The organism is Streptomyces sp. NBC_00536 (assembly GCF_036346295.1).
Taxonomy (GTDB): domain Bacteria; phylum Actinomycetota; class Actinomycetes; order Streptomycetales; family Streptomycetaceae; genus Streptomyces.
In genome coordinates, this window is the sequence record NZ_CP107819.1 from 7,568,502 (window position 1) to 7,583,679 (window position 15,178).

The following is a 15,178-nucleotide window of genomic DNA, read 5'->3' on the forward strand; positions in this document are numbered from 1 at the left end:
CCCGGCGCGGGACACCTCCACCTTCCCCCTCGGCGCCGGGCCCCGCCACCCGCGGCCGGGGCGCCGCGCGGGTCCTTGCGGTTCGGCTCCGGGTGGCGGGGCCCGGCAGTGCGTGCCGGTCTCCGCGGCCGGGTGCCGGGTGCGGGTTGCGGCGCCGGGTGGCGGGGCCCGGTCCGGTGGCCGGTCCCGTTAGCCTGGGCGCGGACCGGCGGCTCACGGCGGAAGGACGGGCCCGATGGACTCCGAGGATCCGATCGCGGTGGCCGTCACGGCCGCCATCCGCTCCGGCGACCTCCCGCGGCTGCGGGAACTCCTCGGCGCGCACCCCGCCCTGGCCCGAGCCACCCTCGTCAGGACCGGCGCGGCCGCGGGCGGCCGCAGCCTGCTGCACATCGTCACGGACTGGCCCGGCCACCCTCCGCGCGGCCCCGAGGTCATCCGGCTGCTGGTCGAGGCGGGCGCCGATCCGACGGCCCGGTTCGTCGGGGCGCACGCCGAGACCCCGCTGCACTGGGCCGCGAGCAATGACGACGTCGCCGCGATCGACGCCCTCATCGACTGCGGGGCCGAGGTGGAGGCCGGCGGCGGGATCATCGGCGGCGGCACCCCGCTGTCCGACGCGCGGGCCTTCGGGCAGTGGCGGGCCGCCCGGCGCCTCCTGGAACACGGCGCCCACGCCGACTTCCAGGACGCCGCCTCCCTCGGGCTCCTCGACCGGATCGAGGCGTTCCTCGCGGCGCCGACGCCCCCGGGACCGGACGAGATCACCGCCGCGTTCTGGGGCGCCTGTCACGGCGGCAGCCTGGCGGCGGCGCGGTACTTGCTCGCGCACGGCGCCGACCTCGACTGGATCGGTTACGACGGACTGACCCCGCTGGACATCGCGCGCTCCCAGGACGCCGACGGGGCCCGCGAGGTGACGGCATGGCTGCTGGAACGCGGCGCGCACCCGGCCGCTGATCTCATCGAGTGACCACATCGTGGAAGAGATTGGATCATCCGGCCGCTCCGTGCGAAGCTTGTGCCAACGGAGGGGCGTAGCTCAGTTGGTAGAGCGTTGGTCTCCAAAACCAAATGTCGTAGGTTCGAGTCCTGCCGCCCCTGCATGGAACACCACCCGGAGCCCGGGTCGGACGGTCACCGTCCGGCCCGGGCTCCGGTGCGTCGCGCGTGGGTGTGCCCGGACCGGTCTCCTCCGCGTCGGCCCGCGGGCACCGCGTGACCGCCGGGTTGCGGGTGGTCTGGCACACTTGTCCGGGTTACTCCGGGCGGCGCGGACCAGGAAACCGGTGTGAAACCGGTACGGTCCCGCCACTGTGACCGGGCCCCCTCGCGGGCCCGGGAGTCAGACACTGACGCGCCGCCTCTTCATTTCGACCTGGGGACGAGGATCCCCCGGAGAGGCTTCGCCATGCCGCGTTTCCGCGCCGCCCTGCGCGCGCTCACCCCGCTCGTCCCCCTGGCGCTCCTGATACCCCTGACCGCCTGCGGCGCCGCCCAGGACGGCACCGGGCCGGACGGCACCGCGCGGCCGACGGCAGCCGCCGGGGGCGCCGGATTCCCGTACACCGTGACCAACTGCGGTGTGACCACGACCTACCAGGCCCCGCCCCGGCGTGCGGTCTCCATGAACCAGCACGCCACCGAGGTGCTGCTCGCCCTCGGCCTCGGCGACCGGATGGCGGGCACCGCCTACATCGACGACGCCGTCCTGCCCGCGTACCGGCCCGCCTACGACAAGATCAAGGTGCTGGCGAAGGAGTACCCCTCGAAGGAGGTGCTCCTCGGCGCCAACCCAGATTTCGTCTACGGCGGTTACTCCAGCGCCTTCGACGCCTCGCAGGGCCGCGACCGCCAGGGGCTGGGCAAGAGCGGCATCAACACCCGTCTCAGCGTGGAGTACTGCACCCCGGGCCCCGTCCGGATCGACCAGCTGAAGACGGAGATCACCGAGGTCGCCCGCACCTTCGGGGTGCCCGACCGGGGCGCGCGGCTGATCGAGGACGAGCAGCGCCGCATCGACGCGGTGACCGCCCGCGTCAAGGACAAGGCGCGCCCGGCCGTCTTCGTCTACGACTCCGGGGAGACGGCGGCCTTCACCTCGGGCGGCAACGGCATCGGCAACGAGATCGTCTCGCTGGCGGGCGGGACGAACGTGTTCGCCGACCTGGGGGACACCTTCGGCGACGTCTCCTGGGAGAAGGTCATCGAACGGAAGCCGGACACCGTGCTGATCTACGACTACGGCGGGACCGGCGTCGAAGCCAAGAAGCAGCGTCTGTTGAACGATCCGGCCCTCGCGGAGGTTCCCGCGATCAGGGACCGGCGGTTCGTCGTCCTGCCGCTGTCCTCGGCCGTCCTCGGGGTGCGCGTCGCCGACGCCGTGGAATCCCTCGCCGGCCAGCTGCACCCCGACGCCGCGTGAGGGCGGACCGCCGCCGGACCCCGCTCGTCCTCGTCCTCCTCACCCTCGCGCTCGCCGCCGGGGCGGTGGCGGGCCTGGCGCTGGGTCCCGTACGGATCGCCCCCGGCCAGGTGCTGGACATCGTCATCGCGGGGCCGCGCCCCGGAGCGTTCGCCTCCATCGTGTGGGACGTCCGGATGCCGCGCGTGCTGCTCGCGGCCGTGGTCGGAGCCGGGCTGGCTGTGACGGGCGCCGTGCTGCAGGCCCTCGTACGCAACCAGCTGGCTGATCCGTTCCTGCTCGGCGCGTCCTCCGGCGCTTCGGCGGGCGCCGTGGCCGTCATCGTGCTCGGCCTCGGCGCGGGCCTCGCGACCAGCGTCACCCTGCCCGTCGCCGCGTTCGCCGGGTCGCTCGGCGCCCTGGTCACGGTGTACGCCCTCGCCCGGCGCGGCGGCGCCATGACGACCGGGCGGCTGATCCTGGCCGGGGTCGCCGTCCAGTACGTGCTGTCCGCGCTGACCAGCCTGGCGCTGGTCCTCGCCGCCCGGGCCGAACAGGTCCGCTCCATCCTCTTCTGGACGCTCGGCGGCCTCGGCGGGGCCCGCTGGGACGAACTGGCCCTGCCCGCCGCCGTCCTGGCCGTGGGGACCGTGTTGCTGCTCGGCCTCGCCCGGCCCCTGGACCTGCTGCTCGCCGGGGAGGAGGACGCGCGCACCCTCGGGCTCGACACCGGCCGGTTCCGGGCCGCCGCCTTCGTGCTGGCCTCCCTCGTCATCGGGGTGCTGGTCGCCTTCAGCGGTGCGATCGGTTTCGTCGGGCTGATGGTTCCCCATGCCGCCCGGATGGTCGTCGGAGCCGGGCACCGGGCGCTGCTGCCGGTGGCCGCGCTGGGCGGGGCCGTGTTCCTGCTGCTGGCCGACCTGGTCGCCCGTACCGCCGCCGCGCCCGAGGAGATCCCGGTCGGCGTCGTCACCGCGCTGGTCGGCGGGCCGTTCTTCCTGTGGATGCTGCGGCGCTCCGGCCGTACCGAGGGGGTGGCCGGATGAGCCCGTCGGAGTCGGCACCGGCGTTGGAACTGCGCGCCGAGGCCGTACGTTACGAGGTCGACGGGCACACCCTGCTGCACGGCGTCGACCTCGCCGCCCGCCCCGGCGAGACGGTCGGCGTGGTCGGTCCGAACGGCAGCGGCAAGACCACCCTGCTGCGCTGCGTCCACGGCACCCTGCGGCCCACCGCCGGGCGGGTGGTGCTGGACGGCGTGGACGCGGCCTCGCTGGGCGTCAAGCAGCGGGCGCGCCGGATCGCGGTCGTACCGCAGGACGCGAGCGGCACCTTCGGGCTGACCGTGCGCGAGGTGGTGGCCATGGGGCGCAGTCCGCACAAACGGTTCTGGGAACAGGACGGTCCGGGCGATGCACGGCGCGTCGCCGCCGCACTGGAGACGGTCGGCGCCGGGGAACTGGCCGAGCGCCGCTTCGACGAACTGTCCGGCGGCGAGCGCCAGCGCGCGCTGGTGGCCCGCGCCCTCGTCCAGGACACCGGCCTGCTCGCCCTCGACGAGCCGACCAATCACCTGGACATCCGCTACCAACTCGACATCCTCGGCCTGGTCCGGGGCCTGTCCGCCACGGCCCTGCTGGTCCTGCACGACCTCAACCTCGCCGCGACCTTCTGCGACCGCCTGTACGTCCTGAAGGCGGGCCGGGCGGTGGCCTCCGGGACGCCGGAGGAGGTCCTGACGGAAGAACTGCTGGCCGAGGTGTACGGCGTGCGCACGCGGATCTCCGCCCATCCCACCACGGGCGCGCCGAACATCGTCTACCTGCCCTGAGCGGGCGGGGCCGGGGGCGGCCCGCTGCGCGCAGCGTCGCCCCCGGCCCCGCCGCGCCGCCTATTCCGGGGTCGCGCCGCTGCCGTACGGCCGGGTGATGATCTCCATGCCGTGCCCGGACGGGTCCAGGAAGTACAGGCCCCGGCCCCCGTCGTTGTGGTTGATCTCGCCGGGCTGCTTCTGCATGGGATCGGCGAAGTACGTGACGCCCGCCGCCCGGATCCGCGCGAACGACGCGTCAAACTCCTCCTCGGAGATGAGGAAGGCGTAGTGCTGCGGGGTGACGGTACCGGACGGCACGGTGGCGAAGTCCAGCTGGACGCCGTTGGCGGTGTCGACGGGGACGAACGGCCCCCACTCGGGGCCGACTTCGAGACCGAGGACGTGCGCCAGGAATTCGGCCGACTCCCGGTTGTTCCGGGAATGGATGATCGTGTGGTTCAACTCGACTGACATGGGTGAATGCCTCCGCAAGGCACCTCACGGCCACCTCCATGCCTCACCCGGACGGTGACCGGCACGCGATGACGTGAACGAGATCCTAAACGCCGACCCCGCCCGGGTCCACCCGGCCTCGTCACGAACCTCCGTACACCGTCTTGACGTTGTCCTGCGCGGGGTGCGTCCGGCCGGCCGGGCCCGCGGCGAACACCCGCAGCAGGTTCTCCGTCACCCGGGTGGTCAGCGCCCCCGCCCGCTCGTCCAGCCCGTGGTTGGCGCCGCTGCGCCCGTCGCCCTTCGCGTCCAGGGCCTCGACCCAGCGCATGGTTCCGGTCGCGAAGACCCCGGCGCCGCTCGGCGTCGTGTAGTAGGCGGTGTCCTGGTGACTGGGCCGCCCCTCGCACACCACGGGGGAGTGGGCCAGTATCTCGATCGGCCGGGGGGTCGGGAACCCGGTGGAGACCTTGTCGTACTCCACGCCCACCAGGTGCGGGAACCGGTCGGTCGGCTTGACGCCCGTGCCCTCGAAGAGCCAGTGGCCGGGGTTGGTCACCACGTACGGGGCGTCCACCGGGTAGCCGTCGTAGATCACGCCCAGCAGCGAACTCTCCGGGTCCGCCCCGGGGGCGGTACGGAAGTCCACGGTCGCCGGATGACCGCGCTTGAAGCCCGGGTCCTGCTCGTAGGACGTCTTGTAGCAGACGACCGTACGGTCCGGTCCCAGCTCGCTCGCCTCCAGGCGGATGCGGCGGTAGCAGCAGTTCGCGCCGAGTATCGCGATGTTGCTCCCCGCGTCCCGGGCGGCCGTGATGTGCGCGCGCTGCTCGGGCGACCAGTATTCGTCGTGCCCGAGCGAGACGACCGCGGCGGCCCCCTCCAGCAGCCGCTTCTCGCGCGCCACGTCGGTGGTCGTGGTGTAGGCCAGGGGTATGCCGAGCCGCTCGGCCAGCGCGATCAGCGGAGCCTCGTAGACCAGGAACAGCCCCGCGCCGTCGTCGTACTCGTACGGCCGGTCGAAGGTCACCGACAGGGACCGCGAGGCGAAGCCGCCGCTCGGGCCGTCGTAACTGCTGTATCCACCCCACTTGTTGTACGCCTGCCAGGTCGCCACCGCGTTGACGATGACGGTACGGCCCCCGGTCGCCGCCGACCGCACGGTGACCGGGACGAACCGCTGGCCCTCGCCGCCCTGCGCGTCCAGGCGCAGCAGGTAGCTGCCCTCCGGCCAGTCCTTCGTCTCCACGGTGGTGGTGCGCGCCCACCGGGCCCGCACCATCCGGGTCCCCTGCTCCACCGCCGCCTCGGGCTGCCGGGCACCGGTGATCGCCTGCGACCGCCACACCAGGCGGGCCCGCGCCCCGCCGTACCAGCCCATCCGGTAGGCGGAGACGGTGAACCGGGGCGCGGTGGTGGAGACGTGGAGCCCGAAGGACTCGCCCGGCAGGACGCTCACCCGGTCGGCGAAACCCTCGATCGCCCGCGCGGGTCCCGCCTTGGCCACGGCCCAGTCGGCGTTGCCCGGTCGTGCGTTCTCGGCCTTGACGTCGAAGCCGTGCGGCCCGGCCGGACCGCCGGGCGCGGCGGAACCGGATCCGGACGGCTTCGGGCCACCGCTCGACGGGTGGCCCGCGCCCGGGCCGTCGGCGGAGCCCGACCCGTCCGCGCAGCCTGCCACGGCGCCCAGCCCGGCCACGGTGGCCGCACCCGTCGCGATCGCGAGGAAACGCCGCCTGCCCGCTCCTTCGCCGTCCCCTGCCCTGTGCTGTTGATCCATGGAGGGCACGGTATGTCACCCGTTCGGCCCTATTCGAACCGGGCGCTGCGGTCCGTCCCCGAGGGCCCGGACCACCAGCTCGTCAGCCCAGGCGCACCACCACCTCCTGTGTCGCCCCCGCCGCCTGGGTGAGGTCGGCGAATCCCAGCCGGAGCACCGCGCCGGGGACGGCCGACACCACTCCGGCGGACCGGGTGACCACCTCGGTGACGGGCCGGTGCCACACCACGGTCAGCGCGGTCTGGGTCCGGGTCGGATCGCTGACGCGGACCGTCGCCGTCCCGTCCGGTCTCTCCCGGATGGTCACCGAACAGGGTCCGCCCGCCTCCACCGGGCCGGCCGTCCCGGCCTGCCAGAGGTTGACCCCGGTGAACCCCAGGGACGGCACATGCACGCCCTGGGCCACCTCCGAGTTGGCCAGGACCGTCAGCCAGCCCGCGGCGGCGGCCCGCGCCGAGGTCTGGGCCGCCGTGGCGCCCGGGAGTATCTGATGGACATACGACCCCGCGGTGGGATCGGTGCCGTGGTCGTACCAGAGCGTCAGATAGCGGCGGGTCAGCACGCTGGTGGAACCGCCCCGGTTGACATCGCTCCACCGTCCGTCGCGCTGCTCCCGCAGGGCCTTGAAGGTGCCCGCCCCCGACATGACGTACCCGCCGAACCCCGCGATGTGCGCCCAGCCGGGGGAAGGGAAGACGGCCGACCAGCCGAGGGCGGTCGGCTGGACGGTGCCGCCGACGGTCAGCGCGTGCGTCCCGGTGGCCCCGAGATTGCGGTTGTCGACCACCGTCTCCACCACGGCGCCGTCCGTGGCCCGGATCCCCGCCCCCAGGCACACGATCGTGTCGGCCAGGAAGAACCAGGACTTGCGGGCCGTGAGGGTGCTGGACAGGCCCCGCAGGTGCTGGCCCACCGAGGCGAACTCCCCGTCGGTGGAACCGCCCACCCACACGGCGTCCGGCCGGGAGGCCCCCCAGTCGCCTCCCGCGCCATCGGCCAGCACCTTGCGCGAGACGGTGGTTCCCGGCAGCCGGTACGGGTCCACGGTCGGCCAGAAGGCGTCCGCGTACTGGCCGTTCCCATAGGTGGCACCCCACCAGCAGAGCATGCCGCTGCCGGTGTGCCAGCCGCGCAGGTTCTCCCCGTTGCCCGTCTCGTAGTGGGTGATCCGGCGCGAGGCCATGGCCAGGGAAGCCGCCCAGTCGGGCCGCCGGTGCGTGGCCCGGTCCATCGCACCGAACAGCCGGTGGCCGACCGGCTCGGCCGCGGCCAGGACCGCCGGGTCCCCCTCGACCTCGGCCAGCCGGGCCAGCGAGGACAGGGGCAGGGATTCGTCCGCGAGCGGGCGGCTGTAGTAGTCCCGCGCCATCCAGCCCTTCACCAGCGCCCGCCAGCGGGCCCGCTCGGCCGCGCTCGCCCCCTCCCCGAGCAGCAGTATCCCGGCGAGCACGGCATGGCCCCGGGCGTGGTCGTCCTGGCGGACCTGGCGGACGTCCGCCGCGGCCAGGCCCCGGCTGATCGCCCGGCCGGACACACAGTCCATGATCAGACCGTTGAAAAGGAACGGGGCCCAGGCCCGCTCCACCGCGTCGAACACGATCTGCGCACCGGGATCGGTGAGGGCCCAGGGCGTCCCTTTGAGTACCCCCGACAGCAGGCCCAGACCACCGAGGAGCACCGCACCGTAGGTGCCCGAATACGGCACCCAGGAGTGCTGGATGAATGACCCGTCGCGGTACAGGCCGTCCCCCGAGGTGACGTAGGGGAAGACCGGAGCGAGGGCGTCCCGGGCCAGAGCGATCTTGGCCGACTGCTTGCCGACCACCCCGCGCACCGCCAGCACCCGGCACAGGTCCACCCGGTTCGCACCGGTGCTCGTCCCGGTGTACGCGCCGACCGCGCTGTCCGGCACGAAATGGTCCACGGCCGCGCAGAAATCGGCGAGCTGCGCCGCCGACAGCTGGTCGTACAGCAGGACGCACAGGTCCAGCAGCGCCTGCGGCGCACCGATCTGCCAGCAGTACCAATTGCCGTACGGCGCCTGACCCGCGTGGTAGGCCCGCGCGTGCAGATGGTCGAGCCCCGTGAGCAGGCCCGCGCGCAGGGTGTCCGATCCGGTCACCCCCGTCCCTGGCCGGACATAGGCCTCCGCCATCGTCCGCAGCCGGTAGTAGCTCTGCATCAGCATCTCGGGATCGGTGGCGAACCCGAGATCGGGCCAGAGCGAACCACTGGCCGGGGCCATGGCCCCCAGCCAGCCCGCGGTCTGGTCACCCAGCGCGGCCAGCCGGGAGCGGAACGGCTCGGCCGCGGTGGGCAGATCACCGCCCAGGACCAGAGAGCGCCACACCGACCGCATGCCGTCGTGGACGTCCCCCGCTGCCTCGGCGGCCGCCCGCCTGGCAGGCGTCCCGAGCAGGAACGCACCCCCGCCCGCGGTGGAGAGGAAGGAACGCCGACTCCATACTTCCGTCATCGCCAACTCCTTTCGGCCCGTGGATGCGTCGACTCGTCGCTTCAGGGGCCATCGACCGATCGGTCACTCGACATGCTCGCGGTAGCGCTCGATCACCTCCCGCAGCACGTCCGCGCCGTCCCGGGCCCACAGGCCCGGCTGGAAGATCTCGACCTCGACCGGACCCCGGTACCCGGCCGCGTCGGCCAGCTCGCGGAAGGTTCGTAGGTCGATGCTTCCGTCGCCGAGCTGGCCACGGCCCAGCAACACGCCCTCGGGGAGCGGGGTGACCCAGTCCGCCACCTGCACGGACACGATCCGCCCGCCGGCACCGGCCCTGCGCAGCTCCGCGGGGAGCCGCTCGTCCCACCACAGGTGGTAGGCGTCGGCCACCACCCCGACCTGCTCGGCCGGGAACTGCTCGGCGAGGTCCAGCGCCTGGCCGAGGGTGGACACCACGCACCGGTCCGACGCGAACATCGGATGCAGCGGCTCGATCCCCAGGCGCACCCCGTGCGCCGCCGCCCACGGGGCCAGCTCGCCCAGGATCGAGGCGATCCGCTGCCGTGCCCCGACCAGATCCCGGTCCCCTTCCGGCAGCCCGCCCGAGACCAGCACCAAGGTGTCGGCGCCCAGCTCGGCCGCCTCCGCCACGGCGCGGCGGTTGTCATCGAGCGCGGCCGCCCGCCCCCCGGGGTCGGCGGCGGTGAAGAACCCGCCGCGGCAGAGCGAACTGACCCGGATCCCCGCCTCCGCGACGAGCTTCGCGGTCTCCCGCACCCCGAAGGCCCGCACCGGATCCCGCCACAGCCCGACGGCCGTCACTCCGGCGGCCGCGCACCCGGTCACCAGCTCCGGCACGGACCATTGCCGGATCGTCTCCTGATTGAGGCTCAGCCGGGCCGGGGCCCCCGTCACGAGGCCACCCCGTGAACCGCCAGCAGGCGTCGCATGCGCCGCTCCGCCCGCTCCGGGTCGGGGAACAGGCCGAGCTGATCGGCCTGTTCGTACGCGGTGGCGAGATGGGGGAGCGAGCGGGCCGACTGGAGCCCGCCCACCATCGTGAAATGGTCCTGGTGACCGGCCAGCCAGGCCAGGAACACCACCCCGGTCTTGTAGTAGCGGGTCGGCGGGGCGAACAGGTGCCGCGACAGACCCACCGTGGGGTCCAGCAGCGCCCGGAAAGCCGCGGGGTCGTCCCGGTCCAGGGCCACCGACGCGCGGGCGGCCAGTGGTGCGATCGGATCGAAGATGCCGAGCAGGGCGTCGCTCGCGTACTCCCCGTCCCCCGCGATCAGTTCCGGATAGTGGTAGTCGTCTCCCGTGTAGCAGCGCACCCCGGCGGGGAGCCGACGGTGGAGGTCCACCTCGCGGCCGGCGTCCAGCAGGGACACCTTGACGCCGTCCACCTTCTCCGGATGCTCGGCGATGATCTTCAGGAAGACATCGGTGGCGTCGTCCAGGCCGTGGTGGCCCCAGTAGCCGGTCAGCTCGGGGTCGAACATCGGGCCCAGCCAGTGCAGGACCACCGGCCGGGCGCTCTGGCCGAGCAGCCGCCCGTACACCTCCAGATAGTCCTCGGGACCACGGGCCGCGGCGGCCAGGGCCCGCGAGGCCATCAGCACCGCCGACGCACCGCATGCCTCGACGTGCGCCAGCTGCTCCTCGTAGGCGGCGGTGATCGCGGCGAGGGTGTGCGCGCCGCCGGGGAGCTGGTCGGTACCCGCGCCGCAGACGATCCGGCCGCCCACGGCCAGCGCGTCAACGGCGGACCGGCGGATCAGCTCCGCCGCGGCGGGCCAGTCCAGCCCCATCCCGCGCTGGGCGGTGTCCATCGCCTCGGCCACGCCCAGGCCCTGCGCCCACAACCGGTGCCGGAAGGAGAGCGTGCTGTCCCAGTCGACCACGGGCCGGGCTCCGGCACAGGCGGCCAGCGGATCGGCGACCACATGCGCGGCGGAGTAGAACCTGCGGCTGCGGGCCGGGAGGAAATTGAGCGGCGGCAACGGATCGCGACACGGTGCGTGGACGCGGAGCCCGCCGTCCGCCGAGGGGAGCCTGATGCTCACAGCGTCACCTCCGGAACCGGCAGCCGCCTGCCCTCGGCCGAGGAGCGCAGGCCCAGATCGGCCAGCTGTACCCCACGGGCGCCGGCGAGGAGGTCCCACTGCCAGGGATCGCCCCGCACCACGTGTCTCAGGAACAACTCCCACTGCGCCTTGAACCCGTTGTCCCAGGGGGTGTTGTCCGGGACCTGCTGCCACTGGGCGCGGAACGGCTCGGTCTGGGGCAGATCCGGATTCCAGACGGGCTTGGGGGTCATGGCGCGGTGCTGGACGCGGCAGTCGCGCAGTCCGGCGACTGCCGATCCGTGCGTGCCGTCGACCTGGAACTCCACCAGCTCGTCCCGGTGGACCCGCACCGCCCACGAGGAGTTGATCTGGGCGACGGCGCCGCCCTCCAGCTCGAAGATCCCGTAGGCCGCGTCGTCCGCCGTGGCGTCATACGGCTTGCCGTCCTCGTTCCAGCGGCGGCCGATGTGCGTGCGGGTGAGCGCCTGCACCGTGCGGACCCGGCCGAACAGCTCGTGCAGCAGGTACTCCCAGTGGGGGAACATGTCGGCCACGATTCCGCCGCCGTCCTGCGACCGGTAGTTCCAGGAGGGCCGCTGGGCGGGCTGCCAGTCCCCCTCGAAGACCCAGTAGCCGAACTCGCCCCGGACCGAGAGGATCTCGCCGAAGAACCCACCGTCGATCAGCCGCTTCAGCTTCAGCAGCCCGGGCAGGAAGAGCTTGTCCTGGACCACCCCGTGTCTGACCCCGGCGGCCGCGGCGAGCCGGGCGAGGCGCAGCGAGGACTCGAAGGTGAGGGCGGTCGGCTTCTCGCAGTACACGTGCTTGCCCGCGGCGATGGCCCGGGCGAGGGCGGCTTCGCGGGCGCTGGTGACCTGGGCGTCGAAGTAGATCTCCACCTCGGGGTCGGCGAGGACCGACGCGAGGTCGGTGCTCACGTGCTCCAGGCCGTGTCGCTCGGCGAGGGCCCGGAGCGCCGCCTCGCGGCGGCCCACCAGCACCGGCTCGGGCCAGAGCACGGTGCCGTCGCCCAGGTCCAGGCCTCCCTGCTCGCGCAGCGCGAGCAGGGAGCGGACCAGATGCTGCCGGTACCCCATCCGCCCCGTCACGCCGTTCATGGCGATCTTGATCGTCCTGCGTTCCATGCTGACCTCCCTCTGCGTCATCGGGCGCCGGTAGAAAGCGCTTTCACTCCGTTCAGGCTAGGGCCGGGGATCTCGCCGCGGCAAGACTCTTTCGGGTGATAGAAAGCGCTTTCTAAATTTGCGAGTATGGAGATCCACACACCGGATGAGACGATGACCCGGGCAGGACGGAAGGGGCGGAAAGATGGCGGTGACTCTGGCAGAGGTCGCGGAGCAGGCGGGCGTGTCGCCCGCGACGGTCTCGCGCGTACTCAACGGCGGCTACCCCGTGGCCGGGGGGACCCGGACCCGCGTGGAGCGGGCGATCGAGGAACTCGGCTATGTGGCCAACGGTCCGGCGCGCGCCCTCGCGGCAGCCACCTCCGACCTCGTCGGCGTCCTCGTCCACGACGTGGCCGACAGCTACTTCGGGATCCTCGCCGGATCCCTGCAGAGCGCGCTCGGCCCGGAGAGCGGCCACCCCGGGAGCCGCCGCCTCGCCGTGGTCTGCAACACCGAAGGCGACCCCGCGGCCGAACTGGCCTATCTGACCCTGCTGGAAGGCCAGCGCGCCGGTGGCGTCGTGCTCACCGGCGGCGCGGTGGAAGAGCCCGCCCACACCGCCGCGCTGACCGCTCGCGTCACCCGGATCGCCACCACCGGCGTCCCGGTCGTGCTGTGCGGCCGCCCCCCGCTGCCCGTCCCGGCCGCACTGCCGGTCGCCACCGTCATGTTCGACGACCACGGAGGCGCGTTCCGCCTGGCGGAACACCTCCTGACCCTGGGGCACCGCCGGATCGCCTATGTCGCCGGACCGCCCGGGCTGAGCACCACCCGTGAGCGGCTCGCCGGCCACCGCGCCGCCCTGCACCGGCAGGATCCCGCCCTGACCGAGGCCTGCGCCCCCCTGACCGTCCATGCGAGCTTCGACCGCTCCGCCGGTTATGACGCCACCCGCGAACTGCTCCGCCGCGGCGCGTCGTTCACCGCGGTCGTCGCCGCCAACGACACGGTCGCGACCGGGGTCGCCGCGGCCCTGCGGGAAGAGGGGATACGGATCCCCGAAGACGTGTCCGTCGCGGGCTTCGACGATCTGCCCTTCTGCGTGGACACAGCCCCCGCCCTCACCACCGTGCGGGTGCCGCTGCGCGAAGCGGGCGCGCTCGCCGCGCAGTTGGTCACAGGACGCCGACTGCCCCCGCCCGGCGGCATCACCACCCTGCCCACCGAACTGATGGTGCGCGGTTCCACCGCACCCCCACCCGCCGGGAGCCGGCCATGAAGTACGCCTTCTCCACCCTCGGCCTGCCGGGCACCCCGCTCACGGAGGCCGCCGCCCTCGCCGCCACGCACGGATACGACGGGGTGGAACTCCGCACCCACCCCGAGGAGCCGCTCCACTGCGGCTCCCCGGCCACCGACCGGGCCGCCGCTGTCCGTGCCTTCGCCGCCGCCGGTGTCGGGATCCTCGCGGTCGCGGGCTATGCCCGGGTCGCGGCCGAGGGACCCGACGAACCCGTCCTCGCCGAGCTGAGAGCCCTGACCGCGCTCGCCGCCGACCTCGGAGCCCCCTACGTCCGGGTTTTCCCCGGCGGCGACCCCGACTCCGCCGAGGCCGATGCGATCGCCGCGCGCCGACTCGCCGCCGCGGCGCCGTTCGCCGAGCGCGAGGGCGTGCGGATCCTGCTGGAGACCCATGACTCCCACCGCACCGGGGCCGCCGCCGCGCGGGTGCTGGACCGGGTCGGGCACCCCGGCGCGGGCGCGCTGTGGGACGTACTGCACACCTGGCTCGGTGGCGAGAGTCCGGCGCGGTCGAGCCGGGCGCTGTCCGGGCACCTGGGCTACATACAGGTCAAGGACGTGGCATCGGCGGCGGACCTGACCCCGCTGGGGCTGGGCCGCGGGACGCTCCCGCTGGCCGAGGCGGTGGCCGCCGCGCCGCCCGGGGGCTGGCTCTGCTGGGAGTACGAGAGACGCTGGTACCCGGGCGCCGAGGAACTGCCGGGCCTGCTCACCGCGGGCCGGGAGCATCTGGCCGGGCTGGTGCGAGCGGCGCGGAAGGAGGTGGCTCACGCCGAGTAGGCCAGTCGGCCCGGATCGACGGTGTGGCGGAAGCCGAGCCCCAGGGCGTACCGCTCCAACTCCTCGACGGCCGTTGCCGCCAGGCGGTCCAGCTCCCCGCCCAGCGAACCGGCCACATGGGGGGTGAGCAGGACGTTCGGCAGGTTGAAGAGGGGTGAGGCGCCGGGCAGCACCTCGGGCTCGGTGTGGTCGAGGACGGCGTGCAGTCGGCCGGAGATCAGTTCCTCGGTCAGGGCCGCGGTGTCGACCAGGGAGCCGCGTGCGGTGTTGACCAGCGTGGCGCCGTCCCGCATCAGGGCGAGCCGGGGCGCGTCCAGCAGGTGGCGGGTCTGCGGGAGCGCGGGGGCGTGCAGGCTGACCACGTCACTGCGGGAGAGCAGTTCGTCCAGGGGGACCGGCTCGGCGCCCATCGCCTCTAGCTCGGCCGGGTCGGCGTACGGATCGTGGACGAGCACCCGCAGATCGAAGGGGCGGAGCAGTTCCAGGACCCGCCGCCCGATCAGCGAGGCGCCGACCAGGCCGACCGTCCGGCGGTAGTTGCCGATGCCCGGATAGCGGCTCAGGAGGTCGATCGGGCCGCGGGTGGACCGGTACAGGTGGGCCGATTCCAGTACCCGCTTGTTGGCGAAGAGGATCGCGGCGAGCGTGTACTCGGCGACGGGCACCGCGTTGGCGGCGGCCGCGCTGGAGACGAGCAGACCGCGTTCCCAGCAGGCTTCGGTCACATGGTGTTTGACACTGCCGGCCGCGTGGACCACGGCGCGGAGCCGGGGCATCCGTTCCAGCGCCGCCGCGTCCAGCGGCGGGCAGCCCCAGCCGGTGAACAGCACCTCGGTCTCGCCGAGCCGGTGCCCCGGACGGGCCGGGTCCGTGATGTCCGCGAACTCCGCGAAATCGGTGAGGAGGAGACCGGAGTCGACGTCGGCGACGCGGTGCAGCTCGGCGAGGGTGGCCGGGTCGCCCAGCACGGCGGCGCGCGTGCCGGGACTCAT

Annotated in this window: 13 protein-coding genes, 1 tRNA gene and 1 riboswitch; of the genes, 7 read left to right on the plus strand and 7 right to left on the minus strand. The window is 73.5% G+C overall.

The annotated features are described in order from the left end of the window. The first annotated feature begins 235 nt into the window (after positions 1 to 235). The 5 genes from OHS33_RS32355 to OHS33_RS32375 all read left to right on the plus strand — a co-directional run bounded on the left by OHS33_RS32355 (position 236) and on the right by OHS33_RS32375 (position 4,235). Entirely contained in the window at positions 236 to 973 is a 738-nt protein-coding gene (locus OHS33_RS32355; RefSeq protein WP_330333964.1) for an ankyrin repeat domain-containing protein, read from the plus strand. A gap of 58 nt (positions 974 to 1,031) precedes the next feature. Continuing rightward, positions 1,032 to 1,104 (plus strand) — tRNA-Trp (locus tag OHS33_RS32360). A 175-nt stretch (positions 1,105 to 1,279) separates the two neighbouring features. Next, a riboswitch (cobalamin riboswitch) is annotated at positions 1,280 to 1,355 on the plus strand. Between the two features lie 56 nt (positions 1,356 to 1,411). After that, on the plus strand, positions 1,412 to 2,425 hold the full coding sequence (locus tag OHS33_RS32365) for an ABC transporter substrate-binding protein (RefSeq protein ID WP_330333965.1): 1,014 nt from the start codon (positions 1,412 to 1,414) through the stop codon (positions 2,423 to 2,425). Beyond that, complete coding sequence (locus OHS33_RS32370) at positions 2,389 to 3,450, plus strand: FecCD family ABC transporter permease (protein WP_443065484.1); 1,062 nt, start codon at positions 2,389 to 2,391, stop codon at positions 3,448 to 3,450. The genes OHS33_RS32365 and OHS33_RS32370 overlap by 37 nt, the downstream gene beginning before the upstream one ends. After that, positions 3,447 to 4,235 carry an ABC transporter ATP-binding protein gene (locus OHS33_RS32375; RefSeq protein WP_330333967.1) on the plus strand — a complete coding sequence of 263 codons (789 nt, stop codon included), beginning with the start codon at positions 3,447 to 3,449 and terminating at the stop codon, positions 4,233 to 4,235. The genes OHS33_RS32370 and OHS33_RS32375 overlap by 4 nt, the downstream gene beginning before the upstream one ends. A gap of 60 nt (positions 4,236 to 4,295) precedes the next feature. Here the strand turns inward: OHS33_RS32375 and OHS33_RS32380 are convergent, their stop codons facing one another. The 6 genes from OHS33_RS32380 to OHS33_RS32405 all read right to left on the minus strand — a co-directional run bounded on the left by OHS33_RS32380 (position 4,296) and on the right by OHS33_RS32405 (position 12,122). Further along, on the minus strand, positions 4,296 to 4,691 hold the full coding sequence (locus OHS33_RS32380) for a VOC family protein (RefSeq protein WP_330333968.1): 396 nt from the start codon (positions 4,689 to 4,691) through the stop codon (positions 4,296 to 4,298). Between the two features lie 121 nt (positions 4,692 to 4,812). Further along, the gene (locus OHS33_RS32385; protein WP_330333969.1) at positions 4,813 to 6,450 is read right to left on the minus strand and encodes a N,N-dimethylformamidase beta subunit family domain-containing protein; all 1,638 of its coding nucleotides are present in this window, start codon (positions 6,448 to 6,450) and stop codon (positions 4,813 to 4,815) included. An 82-nt stretch (positions 6,451 to 6,532) separates the two neighbouring features. Further along, positions 6,533 to 8,926 carry a polysaccharide lyase 8 family protein gene (locus OHS33_RS32390; protein ID WP_330333970.1) on the minus strand — a complete coding sequence of 798 codons (2,394 nt, stop codon included), beginning with the start codon at positions 8,924 to 8,926 and terminating at the stop codon, positions 6,533 to 6,535. Positions 8,927 to 8,989: 63 nt separating this feature from the next. After that, positions 8,990 to 9,823 carry a sugar phosphate isomerase/epimerase family protein gene (locus OHS33_RS32395; protein WP_330333971.1) on the minus strand — a complete coding sequence of 278 codons (834 nt, stop codon included), beginning with the start codon at positions 9,821 to 9,823 and terminating at the stop codon, positions 8,990 to 8,992. Beyond that, complete coding sequence (locus OHS33_RS32400) at positions 9,820 to 10,974, minus strand: dihydrodipicolinate synthase family protein (RefSeq protein ID WP_330333972.1); 1,155 nt, start codon at positions 10,972 to 10,974, stop codon at positions 9,820 to 9,822. The genes OHS33_RS32395 and OHS33_RS32400 overlap by 4 nt, the downstream gene beginning before the upstream one ends. Beyond that, positions 10,971 to 12,122, minus strand: a complete 1,152-nt coding sequence (locus OHS33_RS32405; protein WP_330333973.1) for a Gfo/Idh/MocA family protein — start codon at positions 12,120 to 12,122, stop codon at positions 10,971 to 10,973. Before OHS33_RS32405 ends, OHS33_RS32400 begins: the two co-directional genes overlap by 4 nt. 184 nt (positions 12,123 to 12,306) lie before the next feature. On the opposite strand from OHS33_RS32405, the gene OHS33_RS32410 reads away from it, so the two are divergent. Both OHS33_RS32410 and OHS33_RS32415 read left to right on the plus strand, forming a co-directional pair. After that, positions 12,307 to 13,383, plus strand: a complete 1,077-nt coding sequence (locus OHS33_RS32410) for a LacI family DNA-binding transcriptional regulator (RefSeq protein WP_330333974.1) — start codon at positions 12,307 to 12,309, stop codon at positions 13,381 to 13,383. Continuing rightward, complete coding sequence (locus OHS33_RS32415) at positions 13,380 to 14,186, plus strand: sugar phosphate isomerase/epimerase family protein (RefSeq protein WP_330333975.1); 807 nt, start codon at positions 13,380 to 13,382, stop codon at positions 14,184 to 14,186. Before OHS33_RS32410 ends, OHS33_RS32415 begins: the two co-directional genes overlap by 4 nt. Here the strand turns inward: OHS33_RS32415 and OHS33_RS32420 are convergent. Then, on the minus strand, positions 14,174 to 15,178 hold the full coding sequence (locus OHS33_RS32420; RefSeq protein WP_330335292.1) for a hydroxyacid dehydrogenase: 1,005 nt from the start codon (positions 15,176 to 15,178) through the stop codon (positions 14,174 to 14,176). The two genes, OHS33_RS32415 and OHS33_RS32420, sit on opposite strands and share 13 nt — an antisense overlap.

What these genes read in the sequence shown, in the direction of transcription:
- OHS33_RS32355 (WP_330333964.1), top strand. Translation starts at nt 236, where the DNA reads ATGGACTCCGAGGATCCGATCGCGGTGGCCGTCACGGCCGCCATCCGC.
- OHS33_RS32365 (WP_330333965.1), top strand. Translation starts at nt 1,412, where the DNA reads ATGCCGCGTTTCCGCGCCGCCCTGCGCGCGCTCACCCCGCTCGTCCCC.
- OHS33_RS32375 (WP_330333967.1), top strand. Translation starts at nt 3,447, where the DNA reads ATGAGCCCGTCGGAGTCGGCACCGGCGTTGGAACTGCGCGCCGAGGCC.
- OHS33_RS32380 (WP_330333968.1), bottom strand. Translation starts at nt 4,691, where the DNA reads ATGTCAGTCGAGTTGAACCACACGATCATCCATTCCCGGAACAACCGG.
- OHS33_RS32385 (WP_330333969.1), bottom strand. Translation starts at nt 6,450, where the DNA reads ATGGATCAACAGCACAGGGCAGGGGACGGCGAAGGAGCGGGCAGGCGG.
- OHS33_RS32390 (WP_330333970.1), bottom strand. Translation starts at nt 8,926, where the DNA reads ATGACGGAAGTATGGAGTCGGCGTTCCTTCCTCTCCACCGCGGGCGGG.
- OHS33_RS32405 (WP_330333973.1), bottom strand. Translation starts at nt 12,122, where the DNA reads ATGGAACGCAGGACGATCAAGATCGCCATGAACGGCGTGACGGGGCGG.
- OHS33_RS32410 (WP_330333974.1), top strand. Translation starts at nt 12,307, where the DNA reads ATGGCGGTGACTCTGGCAGAGGTCGCGGAGCAGGCGGGCGTGTCGCCC.
- OHS33_RS32415 (WP_330333975.1), top strand. Translation starts at nt 13,380, where the DNA reads ATGAAGTACGCCTTCTCCACCCTCGGCCTGCCGGGCACCCCGCTCACG.
- OHS33_RS32420 (WP_330335292.1), bottom strand. Translation starts at nt 15,178, where the DNA reads ATGAGTCCCGGCACGCGCGCCGCCGTGCTGGGCGACCCGGCCACCCTC.